The organism is Halomonas saccharevitans, assembly GCF_900116405.1.
GTDB lineage: Bacteria > Pseudomonadota > Gammaproteobacteria > Pseudomonadales > Halomonadaceae > Halomonas > Halomonas saccharevitans.
This window is the reverse complement of sequence record NZ_FPAQ01000025.1, coordinates 1-25,555: the sequence shown is the minus strand read 5'-3', so window position 1 is coordinate 25,555 and position 25,555 is coordinate 1. Positions and strand designations below refer to the sequence as shown.

21 protein-coding genes are annotated in these 25,555 nt (G+C 68.7%); 15 read left to right on the top strand and 6 right to left on the bottom strand.

Going from position 1 to position 25,555, the window contains the following annotated elements; genetic code table 11:
• Positions 1-16 precede the first annotated feature (16 nt).
• From BM388_RS12030 to BM388_RS12005, 6 genes are all read right to left on the bottom strand, one after another.
• A complete protein-coding gene (locus tag BM388_RS12030; protein WP_089850478.1) occupies positions 17-967 on the bottom strand; it encodes a PDR/VanB family oxidoreductase in 951 nt (316 codons plus the stop codon).
• Between the two features lie 10 nt (positions 968-977).
• A complete protein-coding gene (locus BM388_RS12025) occupies positions 978-2,642 on the bottom strand; it encodes a choline dehydrogenase (protein WP_089850476.1) in 1,665 nt (554 codons plus the stop codon).
• A gap of 191 nt (positions 2,643-2,833) precedes the next feature.
• Positions 2,834-3,775 (bottom strand): ABC transporter substrate-binding protein, encoded by a 942-nt coding sequence (locus tag BM388_RS12020; protein ID WP_089850474.1) that lies wholly within the window; start codon positions 3,773-3,775, stop codon positions 2,834-2,836.
• Positions 3,776-3,811: 36 nt separating this feature from the next.
• A complete protein-coding gene (locus tag BM388_RS12015) occupies positions 3,812-4,579 on the bottom strand; it encodes an SDR family NAD(P)-dependent oxidoreductase (RefSeq protein WP_089850472.1) in 768 nt (255 codons plus the stop codon).
• Positions 4,576-5,733, bottom strand: coding sequence for an aromatic ring-hydroxylating oxygenase subunit alpha (locus BM388_RS12010; protein ID WP_089850470.1), 1,158 nt, complete (start codon positions 5,731-5,733; stop codon positions 4,576-4,578). Before BM388_RS12010 ends, BM388_RS12015 begins: the two co-directional genes overlap by 4 nt.
• A 194-nt stretch (positions 5,734-5,927) precedes the next feature.
• A complete protein-coding gene (locus BM388_RS12005) occupies positions 5,928-6,827 on the bottom strand; it encodes a LysR family transcriptional regulator (RefSeq protein ID WP_089850468.1) in 900 nt (299 codons plus the stop codon).
• A gap of 328 nt (positions 6,828-7,155) precedes the next feature.
• Between BM388_RS12005 and leuC the strand changes: the two genes are divergently transcribed.
• From leuC to BM388_RS11930, 15 genes are all read left to right on the top strand, one after another.
• On the top strand, positions 7,156-8,616 hold the full coding sequence (gene leuC / locus BM388_RS12000; RefSeq protein WP_089850465.1) for a 3-isopropylmalate dehydratase large subunit: 1,461 nt from the start codon (positions 7,156-7,158) through the stop codon (positions 8,614-8,616).
• A 3-nt stretch (positions 8,617-8,619) separates the two neighbouring features.
• Positions 8,620-9,273, top strand: a complete 654-nt coding sequence (leuD, locus tag BM388_RS11995) for a 3-isopropylmalate dehydratase small subunit (RefSeq protein ID WP_089850463.1) — start codon at positions 8,620-8,622, stop codon at positions 9,271-9,273.
• A 172-nt stretch (positions 9,274-9,445) separates the two neighbouring features.
• On the top strand, positions 9,446-10,525 hold the full coding sequence (leuB, locus tag BM388_RS11990) for a 3-isopropylmalate dehydrogenase (RefSeq protein WP_089850461.1): 1,080 nt from the start codon (positions 9,446-9,448) through the stop codon (positions 10,523-10,525).
• A gap of 132 nt (positions 10,526-10,657) precedes the next feature.
• Complete coding sequence (gene asd / locus BM388_RS11985; protein WP_089850459.1) at positions 10,658-11,770, top strand: aspartate-semialdehyde dehydrogenase; 1,113 nt, start codon at positions 10,658-10,660, stop codon at positions 11,768-11,770.
• Positions 11,771-12,039: 269 nt separating this feature from the next.
• Positions 12,040-14,829: a type IV pilus assembly protein FimV gene (locus BM388_RS11980; RefSeq protein ID WP_089850457.1), complete on the top strand. Its 2,790-nt coding sequence runs from the start codon at positions 12,040-12,042 to the stop codon at positions 14,827-14,829.
• 6 nt (positions 14,830-14,835) lie between these two features.
• A complete protein-coding gene (truA, locus tag BM388_RS11975; RefSeq protein WP_089850456.1) occupies positions 14,836-15,750 on the top strand; it encodes a tRNA pseudouridine(38-40) synthase TruA in 915 nt (304 codons plus the stop codon).
• A gap of 198 nt (positions 15,751-15,948) precedes the next feature.
• The gene (locus tag BM388_RS11970) at positions 15,949-16,599 is read left to right on the top strand and encodes a phosphoribosylanthranilate isomerase (RefSeq protein ID WP_089850454.1); all 651 of its coding nucleotides are present in this window, start codon (positions 15,949-15,951) and stop codon (positions 16,597-16,599) included.
• A gap of 58 nt (positions 16,600-16,657) precedes the next feature.
• Positions 16,658-17,872, top strand: a complete 1,215-nt coding sequence (gene trpB, locus BM388_RS11965; protein ID WP_089850452.1) for a tryptophan synthase subunit beta — start codon at positions 16,658-16,660, stop codon at positions 17,870-17,872.
• 15 nt (positions 17,873-17,887) lie between these two features.
• Positions 17,888-18,691: a tryptophan synthase subunit alpha gene (gene trpA, locus BM388_RS11960; protein ID WP_089850528.1), complete on the top strand. Its 804-nt coding sequence runs from the start codon at positions 17,888-17,890 to the stop codon at positions 18,689-18,691.
• Between the two features lie 72 nt (positions 18,692-18,763).
• The gene (accD, locus tag BM388_RS11955) at positions 18,764-19,768 is read left to right on the top strand and encodes an acetyl-CoA carboxylase, carboxyltransferase subunit beta (RefSeq protein ID WP_089850450.1); all 1,005 of its coding nucleotides are present in this window, start codon (positions 18,764-18,766) and stop codon (positions 19,766-19,768) included.
• Between the two features lie 9 nt (positions 19,769-19,777).
• Entirely contained in the window at positions 19,778-21,112 is a 1,335-nt protein-coding gene (gene folC / locus BM388_RS11950; RefSeq protein ID WP_089850448.1) for a bifunctional tetrahydrofolate synthase/dihydrofolate synthase, read from the top strand.
• Positions 21,113-21,120: 8 nt separating this feature from the next.
• Positions 21,121-21,762 carry an SPOR domain-containing protein gene (locus BM388_RS11945; protein WP_245781536.1) on the top strand — a complete coding sequence of 214 codons (642 nt, stop codon included), beginning with the start codon at positions 21,121-21,123 and terminating at the stop codon, positions 21,760-21,762.
• A complete protein-coding gene (locus BM388_RS11940) occupies positions 21,759-22,343 on the top strand; it encodes a CvpA family protein (protein ID WP_089850444.1) in 585 nt (194 codons plus the stop codon). Before BM388_RS11945 ends, BM388_RS11940 begins: the two co-directional genes overlap by 4 nt.
• 86 nt (positions 22,344-22,429) lie before the next feature.
• The gene (purF, locus tag BM388_RS11935; RefSeq protein ID WP_089850442.1) at positions 22,430-23,950 is read left to right on the top strand and encodes an amidophosphoribosyltransferase; all 1,521 of its coding nucleotides are present in this window, start codon (positions 22,430-22,432) and stop codon (positions 23,948-23,950) included.
• An 11-nt stretch (positions 23,951-23,961) separates the two neighbouring features.
• A complete protein-coding gene (locus tag BM388_RS11930) occupies positions 23,962-25,158 on the top strand; it encodes an O-succinylhomoserine sulfhydrylase (protein ID WP_089850440.1) in 1,197 nt (398 codons plus the stop codon).
• The last annotated feature ends 397 nt before the right edge of the window (positions 25,159-25,555 follow it).

Sequence of the window (25,555 nt, the reverse complement as noted above, 5' to 3'; positions counted from 1 at the left end):
GTCTTGGGTCGGGGGTTCAGAGGTCGAGCACGAGACGTGCTCCCGCGGGGCGGGAGACGCAGGCATAGAGGGTGTCGTTGGCGGCCTTCTCGGTGTCGTCCTGGAGGACGTCGCGGTGGTCCACGGCGCCCTCGATCACGCCGCAGGCGCAGGTGCCGCAGGCGCCTTCCCCGCACAGGGTGGGCGGGGCGACGCCGGCGCGGGCGAGGCCCTCGATCAGCGGTTCGTCGGGGGCCAGGGTGAGGGTCCGCTCGCTACGCGCCAGCACGACCTCGCACTGGCCGTCCCGGGGCGTGGTGTCCGGCGCCGCGCCGCGGAAGCGCTCCAGGCGCAAGCAGCCCGCCGGCCAGGCGTCGGCCTCCGCCTCCAGGGCGGCGAGCAGGCCCTCCGGGCCGCAGGCATGGATCCGGGTGTCGGCGTCCACCTCGCCGACCAGCTCGGCTACCTCGGCGCGGCCGTCCCGGGCGGAGACGTGCAGGCGCAGCGCGCCCTCGGGCAGCAGGGCGGCGAGTTCGTCGGCGAAGGCGGCGTCCGCCTCCCGGCGCACCAGATAGTGAACCTCCGGCGTGACGCCTCGGGCGCACAGTCGCCGGGCCATGGCCACCAGCGGGGTGATGCCGATGCCGCCGCCGACCAGCAGCTGGCGGCCGCCGGTCTCGTCCAGCGGGAAGCGGTCCCGGGGCGTCGAGGCGGCGAGCGCGAGCCCTTCCCGGGCCTCGTCGGCCAGGAAGGTCGAGCCGCCCCGGGAGTCGGGCTCGCGCAGCACGCCCAGGCGATAGCGGCCGTCGGCACCGTCGTCGAGCAGCGAGTAGTGTCGGGCGAGCCCGCCCGGCAGCTCGAGCTCTAGGTGCGCCCCGGCCGGGGCCGGCGGTAGTTCTTTGCCGTCGGCGGCCTCGAGGGTCAGCTCGACGACGGACGGGGTCAGGCGGCGGTGACGGGTCAGGATCAGCGACAGGCGATCGGACATGGGAACCTCCTCAGCGTTGCTGGTGCTGCCAGTCGGGGTGGATCCACGCTGGCGCCTTGCTGGGTGCCAATGCGGGGCGACCGAGGATCAGGTCGCTGGCCTTCTCGGCGATCATCACGGTCGGGGCGTTGGTGTTGCCGCTGACGATGGTCGGCATGATGGAGGCGTCCACCACGCGCAGCCCGTCCAGGCCGTGGACGCGCAGCTCGGGGTCGACCACCGCCTCGGGATCGCTCGCCGGGCCCATCTTGCAGGTGCCGGCGGCGTGATAGCCGGTTTCGGTGGTGGCCCGGGCCCAGGCGTCCAGGGCCTCGTCGCTCTGGCAGTCCGGCCCCGGGGTGATCTCCTCGCCGCGCAGGCCGTCGAAGGCCGGTTGCTCGATCAGCTCGCGGACCAGGCGCACCGCGGCGCGCATGTCGGCGCGGTCGCGCTCGGTGGCCAGGTAATTGAAGAGGATCTCCGGGGCCTTCGCAGGGTCGCTGTCCGCCAGGCGCACTCGGCCCAGGCTGGTGGGGCGCATCAGGTCGATGTGCACCTGGAAGGAGTGATCCTTGAGGGCCTCCACGGTGCCGGGCTCGACGGCCAGTGACATGAAGGTCAACTGGAGGTCCGGGTGCTCGACCCCGGCCCGCGAGCGGATGAAGGCGCCGGCGTCGAACAGGTTGGTGCCGGCCAGGCCACCGCGATCGGCGAACCAACGCATGCCCAGCCACCACTTGCGCGGCGACCGGGTCCAGGGGGCGTGGGAGACCGGCCGGGGGCAGCGGTAGGCGACCACGGTATCCGGGTGATCGCTGAGTCGGCGGCCGACCCCTTCCAGGGAGTGGGTGGCGTCGATGCCCCAGCGCTCGAGTTCGTCCCGCGGGCCGATCCCGGAGAGCATCAGCAGCTGGGGGCTGTTGATGGCGCCGCCGGCCAGCAACACTTCTCGTCTGGCGGACACCTCGACGCGTCGGTCGCCTCGACGGTAGGCCACGCCCTGGGCGCGACCGTCCTCGATCAGCACCTTCTCGGCCAGGGCGCCGGTGATCACCGTGAGGTTGGGACGCGTGCGGGCCCGGGCCAGGTAGCCCCGGGCGGTGCTCCAGCGCCGCCCCTTCCAGGTGGTGCGGTCGATGCGGCCGAAGCCTTCCTGGCGGTAGCCGTTGACGTCGGCGCTGGCGCCATAGCCGGCCTGCTCGCCGGCCTCCAGGAAGGCTCGGGACAGCGGGTCGGTGGGCCGGCCCGGGCTGACCCGCAGCGGCCCGTCGGCGCCGTGGTAGTCGTCGCCGCCCAGGGCATGGCCCTCGGCGCGCTTGAAGTAGGGCAGGACCTGGGCGTAGTCCCAGCCCTGGCAGCCGGCCTCGGCCCAGGCGTCGTAGTCCCGGGCATGGCCGCGGATATAGACCATGCCGTTGATCGAGGACGAGCCGCCCAGGGTCTTGCCCCGGGGGGTGGCGACGTAGCGGTCGTCCAGGTGGGGCTCGGGGCCGGACCAGTAGTGCCAGTTGAAGCGCGGGCCGTCGATGGCCGCGCCCATGGCCGCCGGCATATGGATGGTCCAGGAGTGGTCCTTGGGGCCGGCCTCGAGCAGCAGCACCCGGTAGCGGCCGTCGGCGGACAGACGGTCGGCGAGCACGCAGCCCGCCGAGCCGGCGCCGACGATGATGTAGTCGTAGTCAGGGGTCGGATTCATGATGACTCCAGGGCCTGGGGGCTCGTGTCGAACTCCCAGGACGATGGGCGCCGGTGGCAAGGCGGAGCATTTGCCAGGGAGGGCATATGTAGCGCCCAGGGAAGGGACTACAGCGCCCTCGCGAAGGTCCGGCTCACCGGGGCTTGTCGCCGGATCAGCCCATCTCGTAGGCAGAGGGATGGTATGCGTGCTTAGCGGTCGGCCAGGTAGGCGTCCATATAGGCCTCGAGGGCCGGCGTGGCGCCGTCGGCGGCACTCACGCCCTCCAGCCATTCGCCGACCCGCTCGGGGTTGGCGTCGAGCCAGTCGCCGGCCACCGCTTCCAGGGGGCGCTCCTCGCGGCTGAAGGCGTGGACCCAGGCGTTCTGTACCTCGATGGGCACCACCATCTGCTCGAGGAAGGCGGCGACGTTGGGCGCACGCTCGACGAAGGCGGCGCTGGCCACGGTGGAGACGCTGCTGGCATCGCCCCACAGGCCCTCGGGGTCCTCCAGGTAGTGCACGTCATAGACGACGTTCATCCAGTGCGGCTCCCAGCCCAGGAAGGCGGTCCAGCGCTCGCCGTCCATGTTGGCCTCGAGCTGGGAGAGCATGCCGGTGACGCTGGAGGCCACCACCCGCCAGTCACTCAGGCCGTAGGCATCGTCGTCGATGGCGTCCTGCATGATCTCGTTGCCGACGTTGCCGGGCTCGATGCCGTAGAGGCTGTGGTCGAAGCGGTCGGCGTGCTCGGCCAGGTCGGCCATGGAGCGCACGCCGGCGTCCCAGACGTGGCCGGGCACGGCGAGCTTGAAGCGCGCGCCCTGGATGTTGTGGACGACCTCGACTAGCTCGCCGCTTTCCAGGCGCGGATCGAGCATGCCGCCCTGGGAGGGGCGCCACAGGGCCATGTCGACGTCGATGTCGCCACCGACCAAGCCCTCCAGGATGATGGCGGTGCTGGCCTCCTTGACGCTGGTCGCGTAGCCGAGACGCTCCAGCAGCTGGCTGGCGACCTCGGTCTTGACGGTGGCGCCGGGCCAGGGCGGGGTGGCGAAGCGCACCTCCTCGGCCTGGGCGAGGCCGGGCAGGGCGACGGCGCCGAGGGCGGCGGCCAGCAGGCCGGTGCGCAGGGTGTCGTGATGCTTCGTCATGGGGAATCTCCTCGTGTGTTGTTGTCTGGCGGCGGCTCAGAAGCCGCAGACCCCGCCGCCATCCACCGAGAGGATGGCGCCGTGGGTGAAGCCGGCCCGGGGCGAGGCCAGGTGGAGGATGGCGTCGGCGACCTCCTCGGGCCGGGCCATGCGCCCCAGGGGCGAGCGGGCCCGGGCGGCGGCCAGGTAGGCCTCACGATCACCGCTGGCCTCGGCGGCGGCGTCGATCATGTCGGTGGCGACGTTGCCCGGGCAGACGCAGTTGACGCGGATGCGGCCGGCGAGCTCCAGCGCCAGCGCCCGGGTCAGGTTGACCACCGCGGCCTTGGCCCCGGAGTAGACGCTGCTCGGCGGGAAGCCGATCAGCCCGGCATCCGAGCCCAGGTTGACGGCGTTGCCGCCGCTGGCCTCCAGGTGGTGCAGGGCGGCCTGGAGGGTGAAGAAGGTGCCGGCCGCGTTGACGGCGAAGGTGGTGTCCCAGTGGGCCTGGGTGACGGCCTCGAAGGGCAGCTCCTCGAAGACGCCGGCGGCGTTGACCAGCACGTCCAGCCCGCCGAGCCCGGCCACCGCGGCCTCGACCACGGCGGCGCAGGAGGCGCGGTCCTCCAGCGGTCCCGGGGCGGCGACCACCCGGGCCCCGTCGCCCCGCTCGTGGCACAGGGCGTCGACGGAGGCCGCGCGGCGGGCGCCGATGGCCACCGTCGCGCCTTCCGCGAGGAAGCGGCGCACGGTGGCGGCGCCGATCCCGCGGGCGCCGCCGGTGACCAGCACCCGCTTGCCGGTGAAGGCACCCTGGGGGCTCATGACCCGGCTCCGTCCTCGCCGTGCAGGGCCCGATGCACCAGACGGTGGAAGTTCAGCACCAGGTGCTCGCTCTCGTTGCTGCGCTCGGCGTCGATCATGTAGCGGCCCTGGTCGTAGCCCAGGGAGCGCAGGCCCTTCTGGGTGGTGACGTTGAGCTCGATGTCCTCCGGTCCCAGGTCCTCGTTCATCCAGCGGATGCTGGCCCGGGCCACCTCGGGCAGGGCGTCAGGGCCCTGGGCGCTGTAGTAGCCGAAGCGCAGGATGCTGCGCTCGGCGTCCAGCGGGATGATCATGAAGGTGCCCATGCACTGGGAGAACGGGAACTGGTAGAAGGTGTTGTGGGGCCACAGGCCGATGTTGAAGAAGCCGTCGCCGTCCTCCACCGGGCGACCGATGGGCTCGCCGTAGGCCTCGGTGGCCTCTCGGTTGGGCGGGGCGCCGTAGGTCCACCAGTTGTCGTGGTGGCGCAGCTTGTAGCCGGAGAAGTCGATCAGCGACGCCAGATCCACGTGACAGGGGCCCGAGAGCTGGAAGTGATAGCCCTCGATGGAGTTGTCCATGATCACCTTCCAGTTGGCCGGGACGATGACGTCGTCCTCCTGGATCAGGCGCATCTCGTCGAGATGAGGGATGGCGTCGCGGATCGCCGCCTCGGCGCCGGGGAAGAGGTCGTGCATGTCCGCGGCGTCGGGATCGAGGTTGAAGTAGACGCTGCCGGCGAAGACCTGCAGGCGGACCGGTGGGATCCGGTAGTCGTCGACGTTGAAGGCCTCGATGCGGTCGCTGCGCGGGGCGGCCTTGAGGCGGCCGTCGGCACCATAGCACCAGGAGTGGTAGGCGCAGCGGATCACGCCCTTCTGCACGCCGCGGGTCTCGCTCAGCAGGCGGTTGCCGCGGTGCTGACAGACGTTGTGGAAGGCATGCAGCTCACCATCCCGGTCGCGCATCAGGATCACGCTCTGATCGAAGATGTCGCGCACCACGAAAGCGCCGGGCTGGTCGAGTTCGTTGACGTGGCAGCCGAAATGCCAGGCGCCCATGAAGACGCGCTCGCGCTCGGCCTCGAACAGCGCTGGATCGTAAAAGTAGCGGGACGGCAGGGTCAGGGCGTTTTCGGGCTGCTGGGCGGCCCAGGCCTGGGGGGACTGGCTCATGGCGTCACCTCGTTGTGTCACGGTTTCGTTATGCGGTCCGCAGCAGGCTAGGGGGTGCGGCGCAACGCCACATGATCTTATACGACGCCGTGACGAGGTAATATTTGATATAAAGCGGCATATATTTGCCGTTTTATATCGAATGAGCGCGGTTTGTTGGGGGGTGGTCGGCGATTAAGGCTTGATGAATTACGTCATTGGCCGGTCCAGTTGCAGGCCATGGCGTCCCGGGCGTCGTCGAGCTGCGCAATCATGGCGTGGGCGGCGTTGGAGCGAGTGCGGCTGCGGTGGACGAGATAACCCAGCGGACGATGGATCGGCGGGTGATCCACCTCGAGCACGTGCAGCTCGCCTGCCACCAGGCGCTCCGGCAGCAGGCTCCAGCCCAGGCCGATGGCAGTCATCATCTTCAGGGTCTCCAGGTAGTTGGTGAAGATCGCCACCGGAAGCTCGAGCCCGGCCGAGGCGAAGCGCGACTCGATCAGCCCGCGGGTGAAGGTCAGCGGTCCCGGCAGGACGGCATCGAAGGCGCAGAGCTCGTGCAGCCCCAGTCGGCCGCGCCCGGCAAGGGGGTGATCCGGGCCGCAGACGAAGCACAGCCGATCGATCCACACCGGTACCGCCTCGAGCTGCGGGTCCGGGCGGGGGGCGAGGGTCACCACCGCGAGCTCCAGCTCGCCGTCCAGCACCCCCTGGTAGGCCTGCTCGGAATCCAGGAAGTGCAGGTCGAGGCGCACGTCCGGGTGCTGGCCGGTATAGGCCTTGAGCAGCGGCGGCAGCCGGTGCAGGCCAACGTGGTGGCTGGTGGCCAGGGTCAGGCTGCCGGCCACGCTGTCTTCGAGGTTGCCCAGCGCCCGACGGCTGTCGTCCACCATCACCAGTATCTGGCGGGCCCGGGGCAGCAGCACCCGTCCGGCCTCGGTGAGGCTGACCCGCCGACCGATGCGATCGAAGAGCCGGGCGTCGATCTGCCCCTCCAGCACCGCGATGCGCTTGCTGACCGCCGGCTGGGTGAGGTGCAGCTGCTCGGCGGCGCGGGAGAAGCTGCCGCTGTCCGCCACGGCCAGGAAGGCTTGCAGGCTCTGGGTGTCCATGGTAAAGGCTCCGTGGCAATCAAAAGGATTCCTTTATGGAATCCAATCCATAAATAACATGAATTGCTTTTATGGACGACGGGCGGGAGACTGATGGCATAGCGCCACGAGTCGAAGGCTAAGGGCCAAGCGCCAAAGAATGACAACGAGACGCCACGCGAGCGGCGCCGGGGACAGGTCTCAGCGGAGGTCATTTGCCATGGATGGCAAATGTAGCGCCCAGGGAAGGGTTTACAGCGCCTCCGCATGCACCTGTCGCCGGGAAAGCCGTGAAACGCGGTTAACGACCGGATTCCAGTGAGAGGGCCCACGCGCCCGGGAGAATGACATGGCAGGCCAGACACTCTACGACAAGCTGTGGTCGCAGCACCTCGTCAAGGAGCGCGATGACGGCACCGCGCTGATCTACATCGACCGCCAGCTGCTCCACGAGGTGACCTCGCCCCAGGCCTTCGAGGGCCTGCGCCTGGCCGGTCGCGCGCCGTGGCGTCTCGATGCCAACCTGGCGACCCCGGACCATAACGTGCCCACCACCGTGAAGGAGCGGGCCGAAGGGAACGCCGGCATCAAGGACCCGGTGTCGTTGATCCAGGTGCAGACCCTCGACGACAACTGCGTCGAGTTCGGCATCGAGGAGTTCAAGATCAACGACCCGCGCCAGGGCATCGTCCACGTGGTGGGCCCGGAGCAGGGCGCGACCCTGCCGGGCATGACCGTGGTCTGCGGCGATTCCCATACTGCGACCCACGGCGCCTTCGCGGCGCTGGCCCACGGCATCGGCACCTCCGAGGTGGAGCATGTGCTCGCCACCCAGTGCCTGCTGGCGCAGAAGATGAAGAACATGCAGGTGCGCGTCGAGGGCAGCCTCGGCACCGGCGTCACCGCCAAGGACGTCGTGCTGGCGATCATCGGCCGCATCGGCACCGCGGGCGGCACCGGCTACGCCATCGAGTTTGCCGGCAGCGCCATCGAGGAGCTCTCCATGGAAGGGCGCATGACGGTGTGCAACATGGCCATCGAGGCGGGCGCGCGGGTCGGCCTGATCGCCGTGGACGACACCACCATCGATTACCTGCGTGATCGTCACTATGCCCCGACGGCCGAGCAGTGGGACGCCGCCGTCGCCGACTGGCGCGACCTGGTCTCCGACGCCGATGCCGCCTTCGACACGGTGGTGACCCTGGACGCCGCCGAGATCGAGCCGCAGGTCTCCTGGGGCACCAGCCCCGAGATGGTCACCGGCATCTCCGGCGAGGTTCCCGATCCCGCCGAGGCCGCCGACGAGACTATGCAGCGCGGCTACACCCGGGCGCTGGAGTACATGGGGCTCTCGGCCCGGCAGAAGATCACCGATATCCGCCTCGACAAGGTGTTCATCGGCTCCTGTACCAACTCGCGCATTGAGGACCTGCGCGAGGCGGCCAAGGTGGCCCGCGGCAAGAAGGTGGCCGACTCCATCAAGCTCGCCATGATCGTGCCGGGCTCGGGCCTGGTGAAGCGCCAGGCCGAGGCCGAGGGACTCGACCGCGTGTTCACCGAGGCGGGCTTCGAGTGGCGAGAGCCCGGCTGTTCCATGTGCCTGGCCATGAACGCCGACAAGCTCGGCGCCGGCGAGCACTGCGCCTCCACCTCGAACCGCAACTTCGAGGGGCGCCAGGGGTTCGGCGGGCGCACCCACCTCGTCAGTCCGGCCATGGCGGCGGCCGCGGCGATCGCCGGTCACTTTGTTGATGTAAGGAGTGTCGACGTCCGCCGGGTCGACGCCTCATCCGATGCCCAGGAGGCCTGAGCCATGAACAAGTTTGTACGCGCCGAGGGCCTCGTGGCCCCGCTCGATCGGGCCAACGTCGACACCGACCTGATCATCCCCAAGCAGTTTTTGAAGTCGATCAAGCGCACCGGCTTCGGCGTTAACCTCTTCGACGAGTTGCGCTACCTCGACGAGGGCCAGCCGGGTCAGGACGTCACCCATCGCCCAATCAACCCGGATTTCGTCCTCAACCAGCCCCGCTACCAGGGCGCCAGCGTGCTGCTGGCGCGGCGTAACTTCGGCTGCGGCAGCTCTCGCGAGCACGCGCCCTGGGCGCTGGAGGATTTCGGCTTTCGGGTGGTGATCGCCCCGAGCTTCGCCGACATCTTCTACAACAACGCCTTCAAGAACGGCCTGCTGCTGGTACCGCTCCCCGAGGAGACCGTTGATCGCCTGTTCGCCGAAGTCGAGGCCAGCGAGGGCTACCGGCTCGACGTGGACCTCGAGCACCAGCGGGTGATCACCCCCTCCGGCGAGATCCTCGAGTTCGAGGTCGACGCGTTTCGCAAGCACTGCCTGCTGGAGGGGCTCGACGACATCGGTATCACCCTGAAGGACGAGGACGCCATTCGCGCCTTCGAGGAGAAGCATCGCGTCGCGCGGCCCTGGCTGTTCCGCGATAGCGCACCGGCCTGATCGAAGAGATTGGATGTTATTGCCAGGACGTGGAGCGCCGGGGGCAAGCCGTAGAGGAGGTCATTTGCTATGGATGGCAAATGTAGCGCCCAGGGAAGGGTTCACAGCGCCTCCTCGCAGGCTTGTCGCCGGTTAAGCCCCGCTCCGGCGCTGACCCCACAAGGAAGCAATGATGACGCAGAAGATTCTGGTACTGCCGGGTGACGGCATCGGCCCCGAGATCACCGCCCAGGCCAGCCGTATCCTGGCGGCGTGCCAGGCCCGTGGCCTGGATGTCGAGGTCGAGGAGGGGCTCCTGGGTGGCGCCGCCTATGACGCCCACGGCGAGCCGCTGCCCGTCGAGACCCTGGAGAAGGCCCAGGCGGCCCGGGCCATCCTGCTCGGCGCCGTGGGCGGCCCCGAGTGGGACAGGCTCGAGGACCTCACCAAGCGCCCGGAAAAGGGGCTGCTCGGCGTGCGCAAGCAGCTCGGGCTGTTCGGCAACCTGCGCCCGGCCATCACCTATCCCCAGCTGGCCGCCGCCTCGAGCCTCAAGCCCGAGCTGGTGGCAGGGCTCGATATCATGATCGTGCGCGAGCTCACCGGCGGCATCTACTTCGGTCAGCCCCGCGGCATCGAGGAGCGCAACGGCGAGCGGGTGGGCTTCAACACCTACGTCTACAGCGAGAGCGAGATCGAGCGCATCGGTCGCGTGGCCTTCGAGATGGCCCGTAAGCGCGACAAGCGGCTGTGCAGCGTCGACAAGGCCAACGTGCTGGAGGCCACCATCCTGTGGCGCGAGGTGATGGAGCGCCTGGCGCCGGAGTATCCGGACGTCGAGCTTTCCCACATGTACGTCGATAACGCCGCCATGCAGCTGGTGCGCGCCCCCAAGCAGTTCGACGTCGTGGTCACCGGCAATATGTTTGGCGACATCCTCTCCGACGCCGCCGCCATGCTCACCGGCTCCATCGGCATGCTGCCCTCCGCCTCGCTCAACGAGAGCGGCCAGGGCATGTACGAGCCCTGCCACGGCAGTGCGCCGGACATCGCCGGCCAGGGCATCGCCAATCCGCTGGCGACCATCCTTTCGGTCGCCATGATGCTGCGCTACTCGCTCGACGCGCCGGTGCTTGCCGAGCGCATCGAGGGGGCGGTTGGCAAGGTGCTGGACGAGGGCTTGCGCACCGCCGACATCGCCGCCGAGGATACCCGCACCGTCTCGACCGCCGAGATGGGCGACGCCGTGTTGGCCGCCTTCGAGGCCCTCTAACGCGCCCGAGGCTCCGCGGCATCGATCGTGTCGCGGTGGCCCCCATCCCCCATGACTCCTTGCCGGCCCGCCTGCCAGGCGCGGCCGGCTCGTGTATAGTATTTCGCACATTTAATTTCTGGAGGACTTCACATGTTGAAAGTCGGTTTTGTCGGTTGGCGTGGCATGGTCGGTTCCGTGCTGATGCAGCGGATGCTCGATGACGGCGACTTCAAGGGCATCGAGCCGATCTTCTTCACCACCTCTCAGGTCGGCCAGGCCGGCCCCGACGTCGGCGTCGACGTTCCCCCGCTCAAGGACGCCTTCGACCTCGAGGCCCTCAAGGCGCTGGACGTGGTCGTGACCTGCCAGGGCGGCGAGTACACCGAGAAGGTCTATGCCGACCTGCGCCAGGGCGGCTGGAAGGGCTACTGGATCGATGCCGCCAGCACCCTGCGCATGGCGGATGAGGCGACCATCGTTCTCGATCCGGTCAACCGCGGCGTCATCGATGCCCAGTTGGCGCGTGGCGCCCGGACCTTCGTCGGCGGCAACTGCACCGTCAGCCTGATGCTGATGGGGCTCGGCGGGCTCTTCGAGGCCGACCTGATCGAGTGGATGACCTCCATGACCTATCAGGCCGCCTCCGGCTCCGGCGCCAAGCACATGCGCGAACTGCTCAATCAGATGGGCGGCCTGCGCGACAGCGTGGCCGGCGAGCTTGCCGACCCGGCCAGCGCCATCCTCGACATCGATCGCAAGGTCACCGCGGCCATGCGCGGCGGCGACTTTCCCACCGACAACTTCGGTGCGCCGCTGGCCGGCAGCCTGTTGCCCTGGATCGACAAGCCCATGGAGAACGGCCAGAGCAAGGAGGAGTGGAAGGGCTCCGTGGAGACCAACAAAATCCTCGGCCTCCAGGATAATCCGATCCCCATCGACGGGCTCTGCGTGCGCATCGGCGCCATGCGCTCCCACAGCCAGGCCTTCACCATCAAGCTCAAGAAGGACGTGCCGATCGACGAGATCGAGGATCGCCTGGCCAAGCACAACGAGTGGGTCAAGGTCATCGCCAACGACAAGGACGCCACCATCGACGGCCTCACCCCGGCGGCCGCCACCGGCACCCTGACCGTGCCCGTCGGTCGCCTGCGCAAGCTGGCCATGGGCGGTGAATACCTCTCCGCGTTCAGCGTCGGCGACCAGCTGCTGTGGGGCGCCGCCGAACCCCTCAAGCGCATGCTGAAGATCCTGCGCGAACAGTAAGGCAAGGGCGGTAAGGCGCGGGTGTCCGATCGCCACGCCGTTGATACGCGGGGCGTCTCTTCAGGGAGGCGCCCCGCGTTTCGTTGGTGGTGGGAGAGTCGCGTCGGGCATGATCCATGTCGTATGTTGCGACGTATGGGGTCCGCTAATGACCCGTAATGGCGATCGCCTGAGTGGAATGTGTTACATAGACATCGAGACGATTAAGAAAATATGACCAGACCGTCGCCCGGTTCGAGGCGTCGGCAGCAACGACGCAAGGGACCCCGATGAAACGCAAGCTGACGCTCGCCATGCTGCTTTCGCTCTCCGCCGCCAGTCCCCTGGCGCTGGCCCTCGGCCTGGGGGAGGCCGAGGTCAATTCGACGCTCAGTGCGCCGCTGCGAGCCAGCATTCCCTTGACCGATAGTGCCGGCCTGCAGCCCGGGCTGCTCAACGTCTCCGTGGCCGACGAAGAGGCCTTCTCGGCAGCGGGGCTTTCGCGCACGCCGCTGGCGGCCAGTGTGAAGATGGAAGTGATCCGGCGTCGGGGGCGCCTGATGGTCGACCTGACCACCGAGCGCGCCGTTCGCGAACCCTGGCTCGACCTGCTGCTGCGTTTCGACTGGCCCGGCGGTCAGCAGCTGCGCGAGGTGACGCTGCTGCTCGACCCGCCGGACTATGATCGCCTGCCGGCCCTGGTCGCCGCGCCCTCTACGCCCTCCACGCCGTCGCAGGAGGATGTGTCGCGGTCTCGCCCGCAGACCAGTGCGCCGGATGGCTCATCGAGCTCCGTGGCCCGCACCTCGGCCGCGGCCGGCGCCGGAAATCCCGCCTGGGTGGGTTCCGGCGACACCCTGTGGGCCGTGGCGAGCCGGCTGCGACCGGACAGCGGTATCAGCATGGACCAGATGATGGTCGCCCTGGTCGACGCCAATCCTGAGGTCTTTCCCAGCGGCAACATCAACGCCATGCGTGCCGGCTTTACCCTGGTAGTGCCGCCCCGCGAGGCCATTGCGGGGCGCTCCGCCCCCCAGGCCGGTGACCTCGTCCAGGCCATGAATCAGGCCTGGGCCAATCGCGGCGGCGGCGCCCCGGCGCGGGTGCCGCTCGACGCTGCCGAATCGACCGTGGCCAATGCCTCGAACCAGGCGCCCGCGGCGGCGACAAGCCCGGAGGATGCTCCCGCCGGTTCGACAGCGGCCACGACGGGCGACGGCGAGTCCGCCGGCGAGGGCGGGCCGCGATTGACGCTGCTGAACGACGCCGAGATGGCCGCCGAGGGCGGTCTCTCGGCGGATAATAGGGCCGAGGGTGAGGCGGATAGGACCGCGGAGGGCGCGGCGGACGACTCGGTCGGCGAGGTCGGGGCGGGTGCGATGAACTCTCTGGCGCTGTCGCCGTCGGCCCGGGGTGAGGGGGGGGTCATCGATCCCGAGGTGCTGGCGATGATTCAGGGCAGCGGCGAGCTCACCGAGGATCAGCGCCTTTTACGTCTCGAGGCGCGTTGGCAAGAGAGCCGCGAAACTCTGGAGGCGGTGCGCCGCGAGCGGGATGCGCTGCAGAGCGCGCTTGGCGATCTGCGTGCGGAAGTGGAGGCCATGCGCGAGCAGATGGCGAGTCTCGCTGCGGGTGGTCGCGGCGTCGACGACGCGGGCGGGGGGGGCGTGGTCGCCCCGGAGAATGCGTCGCCGTCGGCCGAGCCGTCGCCCTGGTGGGGGGCTATCTACCAGGGCGCCATCGATCGTCCCCTGATGCTGGGTGGCGCCGGCCTGGCGGCGCTGCTGGCGCTCTGGGCCCTGCTGCGCCGGCGTCGTCGTGAGGAGGATGCGCCGGCCCCGGTCTTCAACGAGCCATTGCCGATGGACCCCGCAGCCAGCGGCGTGATGATGCCGGCTGCCGGCCACAGGTCCGCCGGGGAGGCTCAGGCCTCCGAGCGAGACGCGTCGTCGAGGACGCCGGTGCGCGCCTCCATGCCCGAGGCCGAGGCCATCAACGAGGCCGATATCTTCATCGCCTATGGTCGCTATGATCAGGCTCGCGAGCTGCTGGAGGCAAACTTGACCCGGGAGCCCGGGCGCGACGACCTGAGGGTCAAGCTGCTGCGAGTGCAGCTAGAGCAGGGCGATCGCAGCGCTGCGGCGAACCAGGCCGAACAGCTGCGCGCAGGGGGCGATCCCGATGTTCAGGCCGAGGTGGACGAGCTCATGCGGCACCACGCGGTGCCTGCCGCCTCGTCAGAACCCGAGCGCGCCGTGTTCCCTCTTCCCGACGAGCACCGGTCGCGCGGCGTCGATGAGCCCGGCGCGCAGGACGAGGCTGATGGTGACGGAGCGGCCGACGAAGGGTCCCTGGGCGAGGTGCCGGTCGCCGGCGACGAGGCATCGAGCGTTGCTCGGGCGTCCGACCTTCTGGCCGCCTATCGTCCCCCCGAGCCGGAGCCCACCGACGAGCGCTCTGGCATCGAGTCTTCCGACCCGGAGCGCGACGCCTACGAGGCGCCTGAGACTCACGAGCTTCCCGGCCATCACGCGGGCTTCGAGGGACACGCGGGCTTCGAGGATCACGCGGGCTTAGAGGATCACGCGGGCTTCGAGGATCACGCGGGCTTCGAGGATCACGAAAGCATCGAGGCGCAGTCGGCATCGTCGATCGACGAGGCGCCGCTTGCGACCGTTCGGGACGACGAAGGGCGCGACATCATCGATTATCGTCCCCCCTCTCTGGAGGAGAACCCTGCGCCCCGAGAAGAGACGCCCATGCAGCCCAGCGTGGACTTTACGCTATCGGGCGCCACGCAGTCGGATCATTCGCCGACGGCGACGACTGAGCATCGCGTCAGTCGCGATATTTCCGAGGAGTGGGACGTCGAGGAGGTAGCCTTCCCGTCGCTGCCGCGGGATAATGTCGACTTTCCCTCGGAGGCCTCCCCGGCGTCGACGCTTACCGAAGCGCGAAGCCTTCTGGACGTCGGCGAGCGCGGTCGAGCCAGGGTGCTGCTCGAGAGCCTGATCGACGAGACTGGCGATCCGGATGTCCGGCAGGAGGCCCGCGAACTGCTGGATCAACACCTGTCATGAGGCCGAATGACCCTTTTCAGATACCTCGATGAACGCCATCCCCTCAGCGGCCGCCTGGCCATGGGGGTCGAATACGATGGCAGCGGCTACTGCGGCTGGCAGCGCCTCAAGCACTCCCCCTCGGTGCAGGGCGCCGTCGAGGCCGCACTCTCGAAGGTGGCGGCCGGACAGTCGATCACCCTGCACTCCAGCGGGCGCACCGACTCAGGCGTTCATGCGACCCGCCAGATCGTCCACTTCGATCCTCCGGTGCTGCGTTCCGAGAAGTCCTGGGTGTTTGGCGCCAACGCCAATCTGCCTCGTGACGTCGCAGTGCGCTGGGTGAAGCCGGTCCCCGATGACTTTCACGCCCGCTTCAAGGCGCTGGCGCGACGCTATCGCTACGTGATTCTCAATCAGCCGAGCCGGCCGGTGTTGGAGCGCGCCAATGCCACCTGGTGTCGCGATCCTCTGGATGCCGAAGCCATGCATCGGGCCGCCCAGGCGCTGGTCGGCGAGCATGACTTCTCGAGCTTTCGCGCCGCCGGCTGCCAGTCGAAGACGCCCTGGCGCCACCTCCATTTCATCGAGGTGCATCGCCACGGCCCATTGGTGGTCGTCGACGTCCAGGGCAACGCCTTTCTGCACCACATGATCCGCAACATCGTCGGTGCCCTGGTGACGGTGGGGCGGGGCGAGCGGGGGGATGACTACCTGAGCGAGCTCATGGCGCTCAAGAATCGCTCCCTGGGAGACGTGACCGCCCCGGCCTGCGGCCTGCACTTCGTCGACTCTCTCTACGACGAGAGCTGGGACTTGCCCCGTGAGCCGCTGGGTCCCAACCTGCTGGCCTTCCTCGGCGAGTGGACCGGCGAGCGTGATCTGCCCGATTGTCCGATGGTGGCCTTTCGCCGTGGCCGCCCGGTGGCGGAGGAGGCCTAAGCAGGCCGCGAGCGATGTCCCCCTGCAGGACTCAGCTTGACGCGCGATCCGGCGCGCAGCGGCGGTGGGGTTGCCCCGGCCGCCCGACGGCGCCATCGCGATATAAATGCGGAACGCCGAACCGTCGCTCCCACCGCATGCCTACGGCACTGTGGCCTTGTAAGAGCGTCTCCCTTTGCTGATCAGGAGAAGACTTCCTTGACCGTCCTGGCTCCCCAATGTCGCACCCGTATCAAGTTCTGTGGCCTGACCCGCGAGGAAGACGTCGACGCCGCCGTGGCCGCCGGCGCCGATGCCCTGGGCTTCGTGCTCTGGCCGGGCAGCAAGCGCGCCATCGATGAGCGCCGGCTCGCCGAGCTGGGTGCCCGTGTGCCGGCCTTCGTCACCCGCGTGGGACTCTTCGTCGACCCGTCGCCGGCCCTGGTGGCTCGCTGCAGCCCCCACCTGGACCTGCTGCAGTTCCACGGTGACGAAACGCCGGAGGCCTGCGAGGCGGCCGGGCGACCCTGGATCAAGGCGCTGCGCATGCGCGAGGAGCTGGATCTGCCCGCCGCCGCCGAAGCCTATGGCGATGCCCGGGCGCTGCTGCTCGACGCCTATCGCCCCGGCGTGCCGGGGGGCACGGGGGATACCTTCGACTGGTCGCGAATCCCCGCAAGTCTCACGAAACCTGTTATCCTCGCCGGAGGCTTGACGCTGGACAATGTCGATGCTGCGATCGCGGCCGTTGGCCCCTTCGCGGTGGATGTCTCCGGTGGCATCGAGGCCGCGCCCGGCATCAAGGACGCCGCCCGCATGGCGGCATTCCTGGACGCCGTGCGACGGGCCGACGAGCGGCGCTCGCGCTGAGTCCTCGGCGTCTGCTCTTCCCCTACACCCCTTCTGGCGACCCTGTGAGGTGTCTTTCGTGAGCAAGTTCAGTGACCTGACCCGACTGCCGGATGCCCGCGGCCATTTTGGTGCCTACGGCGGCCGGTTCGTCTCGGAGACCCTGAGCTTCGCCCTGGATGAGCTGGAGAAGACCTACCTGAGTCTTCGCGATGATCCGGTCTTCCAGGCGGAATTCGACTACGACCTGGCCCATTACGTGGGTCGACCGTCACCGCTCTATCATGCCGAGCGATGGTCGAAGCAGCTCGGTGGGGCACAGATCTGGCTCAAGCGCGAAGATCTCAATCACACCGGCGCCCACAAGGTGAACAACACCATCGGCCAGGCGCTGCTGGCCAAGAAGAGCGGCAAGCCCCGGGTCATCGCCGAGACCGGTGCCGGCCAGCACGGCGTGGCCACGGCCACCGTGGCGGCGCGGCTGGGGCTCGAGTGCGAGGTCTACATGGGGGCCGAGGACGTCGAGCGACAGAAGCTCAACGTCTATCGCATGCGTCTGCTGGGGGCCAACGTCATCCCGGTCACCTCCGGCACGCGCACCCTCAAGGACGCCATGAACGAGGCGCTGCGCGACTGGGTGACCAACGTCGACAATACCTTTTACATCATCGGCACCGTGGCGGGGCCACACCCCTATCCGATGCTGGTGCGCGACTTCAACGCCGTGGCCGGCCGCGAGGCGCGCCGCCAGTCCTTCGAGGAGTTCGGCAAGCTGCCCGATGCGCTGATCGCCTGCGTCGGCGGCGGCTCCAATGCCATGGGCCTCTTCTACCCGTTCGTCGAGGACGATGACGTCGTCATGTACGGCGTCGAGGCGGGCGGCGATGGCGTCGAGACCGGGCGCCACGCCGCGCCCCTGACGTCGGGCGCCCCGCGTGGCGTGCTGCACGGCAACCGCACCTACCTGATGTCCGACGAGGGCGGCCAGGTCTCCGATACCCACTCGGTCTCAGCGGGCCTGGACTACCCGGGCGTCGGCCCCGAGCATGCGCTGTGGAAGGACGTCGGGCGCGTCAACTACGTGGCCGCCAACGACCAGGACGTTCTCGAGGCGTTTCGTGAGCTGACCCACGTCGAGGGCATCATGCCCGCGCTGGAGTCCGCCCACGCCCTGGCCTATGCCAAGGTGCTGGCGCCGACCATGCACCCCGACCAGAACATCGTGATCAACCTCTCCGGACGTGGTGACAAGGACATCATGACGGTGGCGAAGATCGACGGAATCGAATTCTAGATGACGGCCCAACCCATGAATCGTATCGACCAACGCTTCGCTGCGCTCAAGGCCGAGGGCCGCCGCGCACTGATTCCCTACATTACCGCCGGCGATCCGGCGCCCCAGCACACCGTCGGTTTCATGCACGCCCTGGTGGCGGCAGGCGCCGACATCATCGAGCTGGGCGTGCCGTTCTCGGATCCCATGGCCGACGGGCCGGTGATCCAGAAGGCCTGCGAGCGGGCCCTCAAGAAGGGCGTCCGGCTCAGCCACCTCTTCGAGATGGTCAGCGAGTTTCGTCGCACCGACGCCGAGACCCCCGTGGTGCTGATGGGGTATCTCAACCCCGTGGAGCGCATCGGCCTGGCGACCTTCGCCGACCAGGCCGCCGAGGCGGGCGTCGACGGCGTGCTGATCGTCGACATGCCGCCAGAGGAGGCCGACGAGGTCGGCCCACGGCTCAAGGCCCGCGGTCTGGCGTCGATCTTCCTGGTCGCCCCTACCACTTCGCGTGCCCGGGCCGCTACAATATGCGCCCACGGCGAGGGCTATCTCTACTATGTTTCGCTGAAGGGCGTGACCGGCTCGGCGACTCTCAATGCCGACGACGTGGCCGAGCATCTGGCGCCGCTGCGCGAGATGACCGATCTGCCGCTGTGCGTGGGCTTCGGGATCCGCGACGGGGCCTCGGCCGCCGAGGTGGGCAAGGTGGCCGACGGCGTCATCGTCGGCTCGGCGCTGGTCAATCGCATCGCCGAGAATGCCGAGCATCCCGAGGTGATTCCCGCCGCCCTCGAGGCGGTCCTGGGTGAGATGCGCCAGGCGCTGGACGCCTGATCCTCCTCGTTAATGAATCGACCCAGCTCCCGGCGCCGCCGGGAGCATTAGCCTTTACGGAAGTGTTTTGACATGAGCTGGCTAGACAAGATCGTGCCCTCGGTGGGCCGCATCCAGCGCAAGGATCGCCGCGCAAGTGTCCCCGATGGCCTGTGGCGCAAGTGCCCCAAGTGTGAAGCGGTGCTCTATCTCCCCGAGCTTGAAAAGCACCACAGCGTCTGCCCCAAGTGCGACCATCACCTGCGCCTGACCGCACGTAAGCGGCTCGACTGGTTCCTGGACAAGGAGGGTCGCGAGGAGATCGCGCCCAAGCTCGAGCCGGTGGATCGCCTCAAGTTCCGCGATTCCAAGAAGTACCGGGATCGCCTGGTCGCGGCTCAGAAGGCCACCGGCGAGAACGATGCGCTGATCGCCATGCGCGGCTCGCTCGAGGGGCTGCCTGTGGTCGTGGTGGCCTTCGAGTTCACCTTCATGGGTGGCTCCATGGGCGCCGTGGTGGGGGAGAAGTTCGTGCGCGCCGCCACCGTCGCCCTCGAGGAGGGCATCCCGCTGGTCTGCTTCGCCGCCTCCGGCGGCGCGCGGATGCAAGAAGCGCTGTTCTCGCTGATGCAGATGGCCAAGACCTCGGCGGCCCTGGAGAAGCTCAAGCAGGCCGGCGTGCCCTACATCTCGGTGCTCACCGATCCGGTGTTCGGCGGCGTCTCGGCGTCACTGGCGATGCTTGGCGATCTCAACGTGGCCGAGCCCAACGCGCTGATCGGCTTCGCCGGGCCGCGCGTCATCGAGCAGACCGTGCGCGAGAAGCTGCCCGAAGGCTTCCAGCGCAGCGAGTTTCTGCTCGAGCACGGCACCGTGGACATGATCGTCCATCGCGGCGAGATTCGCTCGCGTCTCGGCGGCGTGCTGCGCAAGCTGACCCATCAGCCGTTGATCGGCGAGGAGACCGTCAGCGAGGAGCCTGATCTGGTGCAGGCGGCCCAGGAGGACGTGCTCGCCACGATGCCCGACGAGGGCGTCGAGCACGACGCGAAAAGCGACGCCGAGCAGAGCGGCGAGCGTTCCGAACCGGCGCGCTGACCGATCCCCATGAGCGAGCGCGCCCTGCCCACGACGCTTCCGGCCTGGCTGGCCCGGCTGGAAGCGGCTCACCCGGTCGGTATCGACCTCGGCCTCGATCGCGTTGCCGAGGTCGCGCGCCGCATGGGACTCCTCGAGGGGCCACTCGCTCCCCGGGTCATCACAGTCGCCGGCACCAACGGCAAGGGTTCGACCGTGGCCATGCTCGAGGCGCTGGCCCAGGTCCACGGCCTTACCACGGCGACCTACACCTCTCCCCATCTGCTGCACTACAACGAGCGCCTGCGGCTGAACGGCCGGGAGGCCGACGACGCGACCCTGATCGCCGGCTTCGAGGCGGTCGAAGCGGCGCGGCTCAAAGGCGAACCGATCAGCCTGAGCTACTTCGAGATGGGCACCCTGGGGGCGCTGTGGGCGATCGCCCGGCAGCCCCCGGCGCTGGCGATCCTCGAGGTGGGGCTGGGTGGCCGCCTGGACGCCGTCAATATCATCGATCCGGACGTCGCGGTGATCACCACCGTGGCCCAGGACCATGCCGCCTTTCTGGGTAGCGACATCGAGGGCATCGGGCGTGAGAAGGCCGGCATCCTGCGCCCCGGGCGCCCCGCGGTGCTGGGCAGCACGACGCTGCCGTCAAGCGTCACGGACGTGGCCCGCGAGCGCCAGGCCCGGGTGGTGGCGCTGGGCGAGGCCTTTCGCCGTGAGGGCGAGGGTGCCGGCTGGCGCTGGTTCGGACAGGATGGCGGCGGCCACCCCGTCGCGGTTGGCGAACTGCCCGATCCCGGGCTGCCGCTGGACAACGCCGCCAGCGCCCTGCAGGCCCTGGCGCTGGCTGATGTGGCGTTTGATGAGGCCGCCTGCCGCCACGCCCTGGCAAGCGTCCGGCTGTCCGGGCGCATGCAGTGGCTGGGGCCCTGGTGCCTGGATGTCGGGCACAATCCCCATGCGGCCGCCTACCTGGCGCGGCGGCTCACGACTCTCCCGTGTGAGGGGCGCACTATCGGCCTGATCGGCATGCTCGCCGACAAGGATGCCGACGGGGTGATTGCCGCCCTGGCGCCGGCCGTGGATGCCTGGGTGCCGGTGAGCCTCGAGGGTGAGCGGGCGCGGTCGGCGGACGACCTGGCCGACCGCCTGGCTCACCTGGACGCTCGGATCTGGCATCGCGGGGACTCGCCGGCCGAAGCCGCCGACTGGCTGTCGGCCCGCCTCGCGCCCGAGGATCGTGTGCTGGTCTGTGGCTCCTTCTTCACCGTCGCCGCCGTGCTGGCCTGGCATCAGGCCGATGCCCCCTCCACGGCGCCGACGGCAGAGCACGCCACGCGCAGCGAGGAAGCGAAATGAAATACGGAATGCGAGAGCGTCTCAGCGGGGCCGTGATCCTGATCGCCCTGGCGGTGATCTTCCTGCCTATGCTGTTCGACGAGCCGGCCCCGCGCGGTGAACGGCCTCAGCCGGTGATGACCATCGAGCAGCCAGTCGAGGTGGAGCGCCGCGAGGTGCCGGACCCGCAGCCGCCGGAGAGTCTCGATCAGGCCCCCGAGGACGCCGCGCCCGACGCCGCCTCAGCTACCCCGGAAGCGTCATCGGACGTCGAGCCGGCAGCCGAACCGCCGCCCGGATCGGCATCGACGCCGCCCGAGCGCGAGCGCGTCGATGAGCCGGCCGTCGACCCCATCGCCGAGCTGGCCCGCGCCGCCGACGAGCGCCTGGCCGGTCAGCAGAAGGCCTCCGCCACGCCGGTCCAGGCCGCTCCCGACGGCGAATGGGCCGTGCAGGTGGGCAGCTTCGGCGAGTCCGCCAACGCCGAGCGCCTCGAGGCGAAGCTCGCCGACCAGGGCCTGCCCGTCTATCGCCGCGCCCGCGACAATGGCCTGACGACCGTCTACGTCGGCCCCTTCGCCTCTTCCCGCGAGGGCGAGCGGGTGATGGGTGAGCTCAAGGCCCAAAATAACCTTCAGGGCCTGCTGGTGCGCGCGGACCGCGGCTCATGACGCTGACCTGGATCGACTGGCTCTTCGTGGCGGTGCTGGCGGCAACCGGGCTGGCCGGCTTCCTGCGCGGGCTGGTCCGTGAGGCCCTGGGGCTCGCCGCCTGGATCATCGCGCTGCTGGCGGCTCGGCTCCTGGCCCCGCCGGTGGCGGAGCTGCTGTCCGGGGTGATCGACAGCGCCGACGGCCGCTTGGTACTGGCCTTCGTGCTGGTGATCTTCGCGGTGATCCTGCTCTGCGGCCTCGTCATTCGCATGCTGCACGCCGCGGTGGAGTGGGTGGGCATGGGATTGTTGAACCGGGTGACCGGCACCGCCTTCGGCATGGCCAAGGGCATGGCGATCCTGATCCTGGCGACGATCCTGCTGAGCCTGACCCCGCTGGTGCAGTTGCAGGCCTGGCAGGAGGCGACGTTGCGCCCGACCTTCGAACGTCTCCAGGTCTGGGCGGTGAGTCATCTCGAGGCCTGGGAGGGGCGCCTGCCCGAGGCGTCTGCCCTGCGCGAGTTCTCCCTGCCGCCAGCGTCGCCGGCCTCGTCCGACGAGGCGGAACCGAACGACGCCGATGGGGTGACGTCCCCCTGATACATGAATCCGGGACGGCGCCACGGCCCGTCCCGACTCTTCACAGCAATTCCGGCAAGCAAGCCCGGCAAGAGAGGTAAGGTAGAATGTGCGGTATCGTGGGCCTGATGGCCAAGCAGGCGGTGAATCAGGGCATCTATGACGCCCTGACCGTGCTCCAGCACCGCGGACAGGATGCCGCCGGGATGATGACCTGGGACGAAGGCCGGTTCCTGTTGCGCAAGAGCAACGGCCTGGTGCGGGACGTCTTTCATACCCGCCACATGGCCCGCCTCAAGGGCAACCTGGGCATCGGTCACGTGCGCTATCCCACCGCCGGCTCTTCCAGCGAGGCGGAGTCGCAGCCGTTCTACGTCAACTCCCCCTACGGCATCACCCTGGCGCATAACGGCAACCTGACCAACTCCGATCAGCTCAAGCAGGAGCTGTTCTCTTCCGACCTGCGCCATATCAACACCAGCTCCGACTCCGAGGTGCTGCTCAACGTCTTCGCCCACGAGCTCGGCAAGCAGGGGCTTCACCTGGCGCCCGGCGATATCTTCGATGCGGTGCGCCGCGTGCATCGTCGCTGCCGGGGCGGCTACGCCGCGGTGGCGATCATCAATGGCGTCGGCCTGGTCGCCTTCCGCGATCCCAACGGCATCCGTCCGGTGGTGTTCGGCACCCGCGACGAGGGCGAGGGGCAGGAAGTGATGATCGCCTCGGAGTCGGTGGCCCTGGACGTCGGCGGCTTCGAGCTGCATCGCGACCTGGCCCCGGGCGAGGCGATCTTCGTCGACATGACCGGCGCCATCCATACCCAGCAGTGTGCCGACACCCCGAGGCTCGCCTCCTGCATTTTCGAGCACGTCTACCTGGCGCGCCCCGATTCGATCCTCGACGGCGCCTATGTCTACGGCACCCGGATGCAGATGGGACGCAAGCTCGGCGACCGCATCCAGAACGAGTGGCCCGAGCAGGACATCGACGTGGTGATCCCGATTCCCGACACCTCGCGGACCTCGGCGCTTGAGCTCGCCCAGCACCTCGGGGTGACCTATCGTGAAGGCTTCATGAAGAACCGCTACATCGGGCGAACCTTCATCATGCCGGGCCAGACCCAGCGCAAGAAGTCGGTGCGCCAGAAGCTCAACGCCATCGGCGTCGAGTTCAAGGACAAGAACGTACTGCTGGTGGACGACTCCATCGTGCGCGGCACCACCTGCAAGCAGATCATCCAGATGGCCCGCGAGGCCGGTGCCCGCAAGGTCTATTTTGCCTCCGCCGCGCCGCCGGTGCGCTACCCCAACGTCTACGGCATCGATATGCCGGCGGCCAACGAGCTGATCGCCCATGGGCGCAGCGAGGCCGAAGTGGGCGAGCTGATCGGGGCCGATCGGATCTTCTACCAGGACCTCGACGACCTGAAGGCCGCCTGTCGCGAGGTGAATCCCTCCCTCGAGGCCTTCGACTGCTCCGTGTTCGACGGCCAGTACGTGACCGGCGACATCGATGATCGCTACCTAGCGGATCTCGAGGCCTCGCGCAGCGACGATGCCAAGCAGCTCAGCGCCGGCGACCACGCGCTGGTGGGGATGCACAACCAGGAAGACGACCTCGACGACTGAAGGGACCCGTCATGCAGCAGGATCAGATACCAGCGCCCGAGTGGGAGCTCGAGACCCTGGCCATCCGGGCCGGTCATCAGCGCACCCACGAGCAGGAACACGGTGAGCCCATCTTCCCGACCTCGAGCTTCGTCTATGGCAGCGCCGCCGAAGCGGCGGCCAAGTTCAGCGGCGAGGAGCCGGGCAACATCTACTCGCGCTTCACCAATCCGACCGTGCGCACCTTCGAGCAGCGCCTAGCGGCCATGGAAGGCGGCGAGCGCTGCGTGGCCACGAGTTCCGGCATGGCCGCGATCATGGCCACGGCGCTGGCGCTGCTCTCCTCTGGCGACGAGATCGTCGCCTCGCGGTCGCTATTTGGCTCCACGGTCAGCCTGTTCGACAAGTATCTCGGCAAGTTCGGCATCACCACCCGCTACGTGGAGCTGTCGAACCTCGAGGCCTGGGAGGCGGCCATCGGCCCGGCCACCAAGCTGCTGTTCGCCGAGACGCCCTCGAATCCGCTCTCCGAGGTGGTGGACATCTCGGCCCTGGCCGAGATCGCCCATCGTCATGAGGCGCTGCTGGCCATCGACAACTGCTTCCTGACCCCTGCCCTGCAGAAACCGCTGGCGCTGGGGGCCGACCTCGTCATCCATTCCGCCACCAAGTACCTGGACGGCCAGGGCAGGGCGATCGGTGGGGCCGTGGTCGGTCGCGACAAGGAGCTCGAGGAGGTGTTCGGGGTGGTGCGCACCTGCGGGCCCTGCCTGAGCCCCTTCAATGCCTGGCTCTTCACCAAGGGGCTCGAGACCCTGAACCTGCGCATGCGTGCCCACTGCGTAAACGCCGGTATTCTCGCCGAGTGGCTGGAGGGCCACCCGGCGGTGGCCCGGGTCCACTACAGCGGCCTGGCGAGCCACCCGCAGCATGAGCTCGCCAGCCGCCAGCAGCAGGGTTTCGGGGCGGTGGTTGGCATCGAGGTGAAGGGCGGTCGCGAGGCGGCCTGGTCGGTGATCGACGCCACGCGCATGGTCTCGATCACCGGCAACCTGGGTGACGTCAAGACCACCATCACCCATCCGGCCACCACCACCCATGGCCGCCTCTCCGATGACCAGAAGACCGCCGCCGGCATCGGCGAGGGCTTGATCCGCCTGGCGGTGGGGCTCGAGGCGCTGGAGGATATCCGCGACGACCTGGCACGTGGACTCGACGCCCTGGTCTGACGGCCGCGCGACGCGACCTTCGTCCTCACGCCATAAACGCCTGCCCCAAAGTGGCAGGCGTTTTTTTTATGGGTGCGCCAGGCATGGCGCGCAGCGCCTGACTGGCGCTGTTCCCGAGGGTGGTGCCTCGGGATGACTTGGGGGTGGAAGTCCCCTGCACGCCCGGCAAGGGGAAGTGCTAGCCGACGGCAAGGGTGTCTCCCGCGAGGGGGAATCTGAAGGAAGCCCGAGGCAAAACGCTGGCCTGACGAACAGGAAGCGGATACGAGGCGTCATGGCGGGGTGAGATGGCCCAATTCATCAAAGCCCGGTACTTGCACGGAACGTCATGACGTATATCCGACAGGCATAAGCAGGAAGGTCGCGCGTCTTACCCTGGGAGATCTGGTGGTCTGCC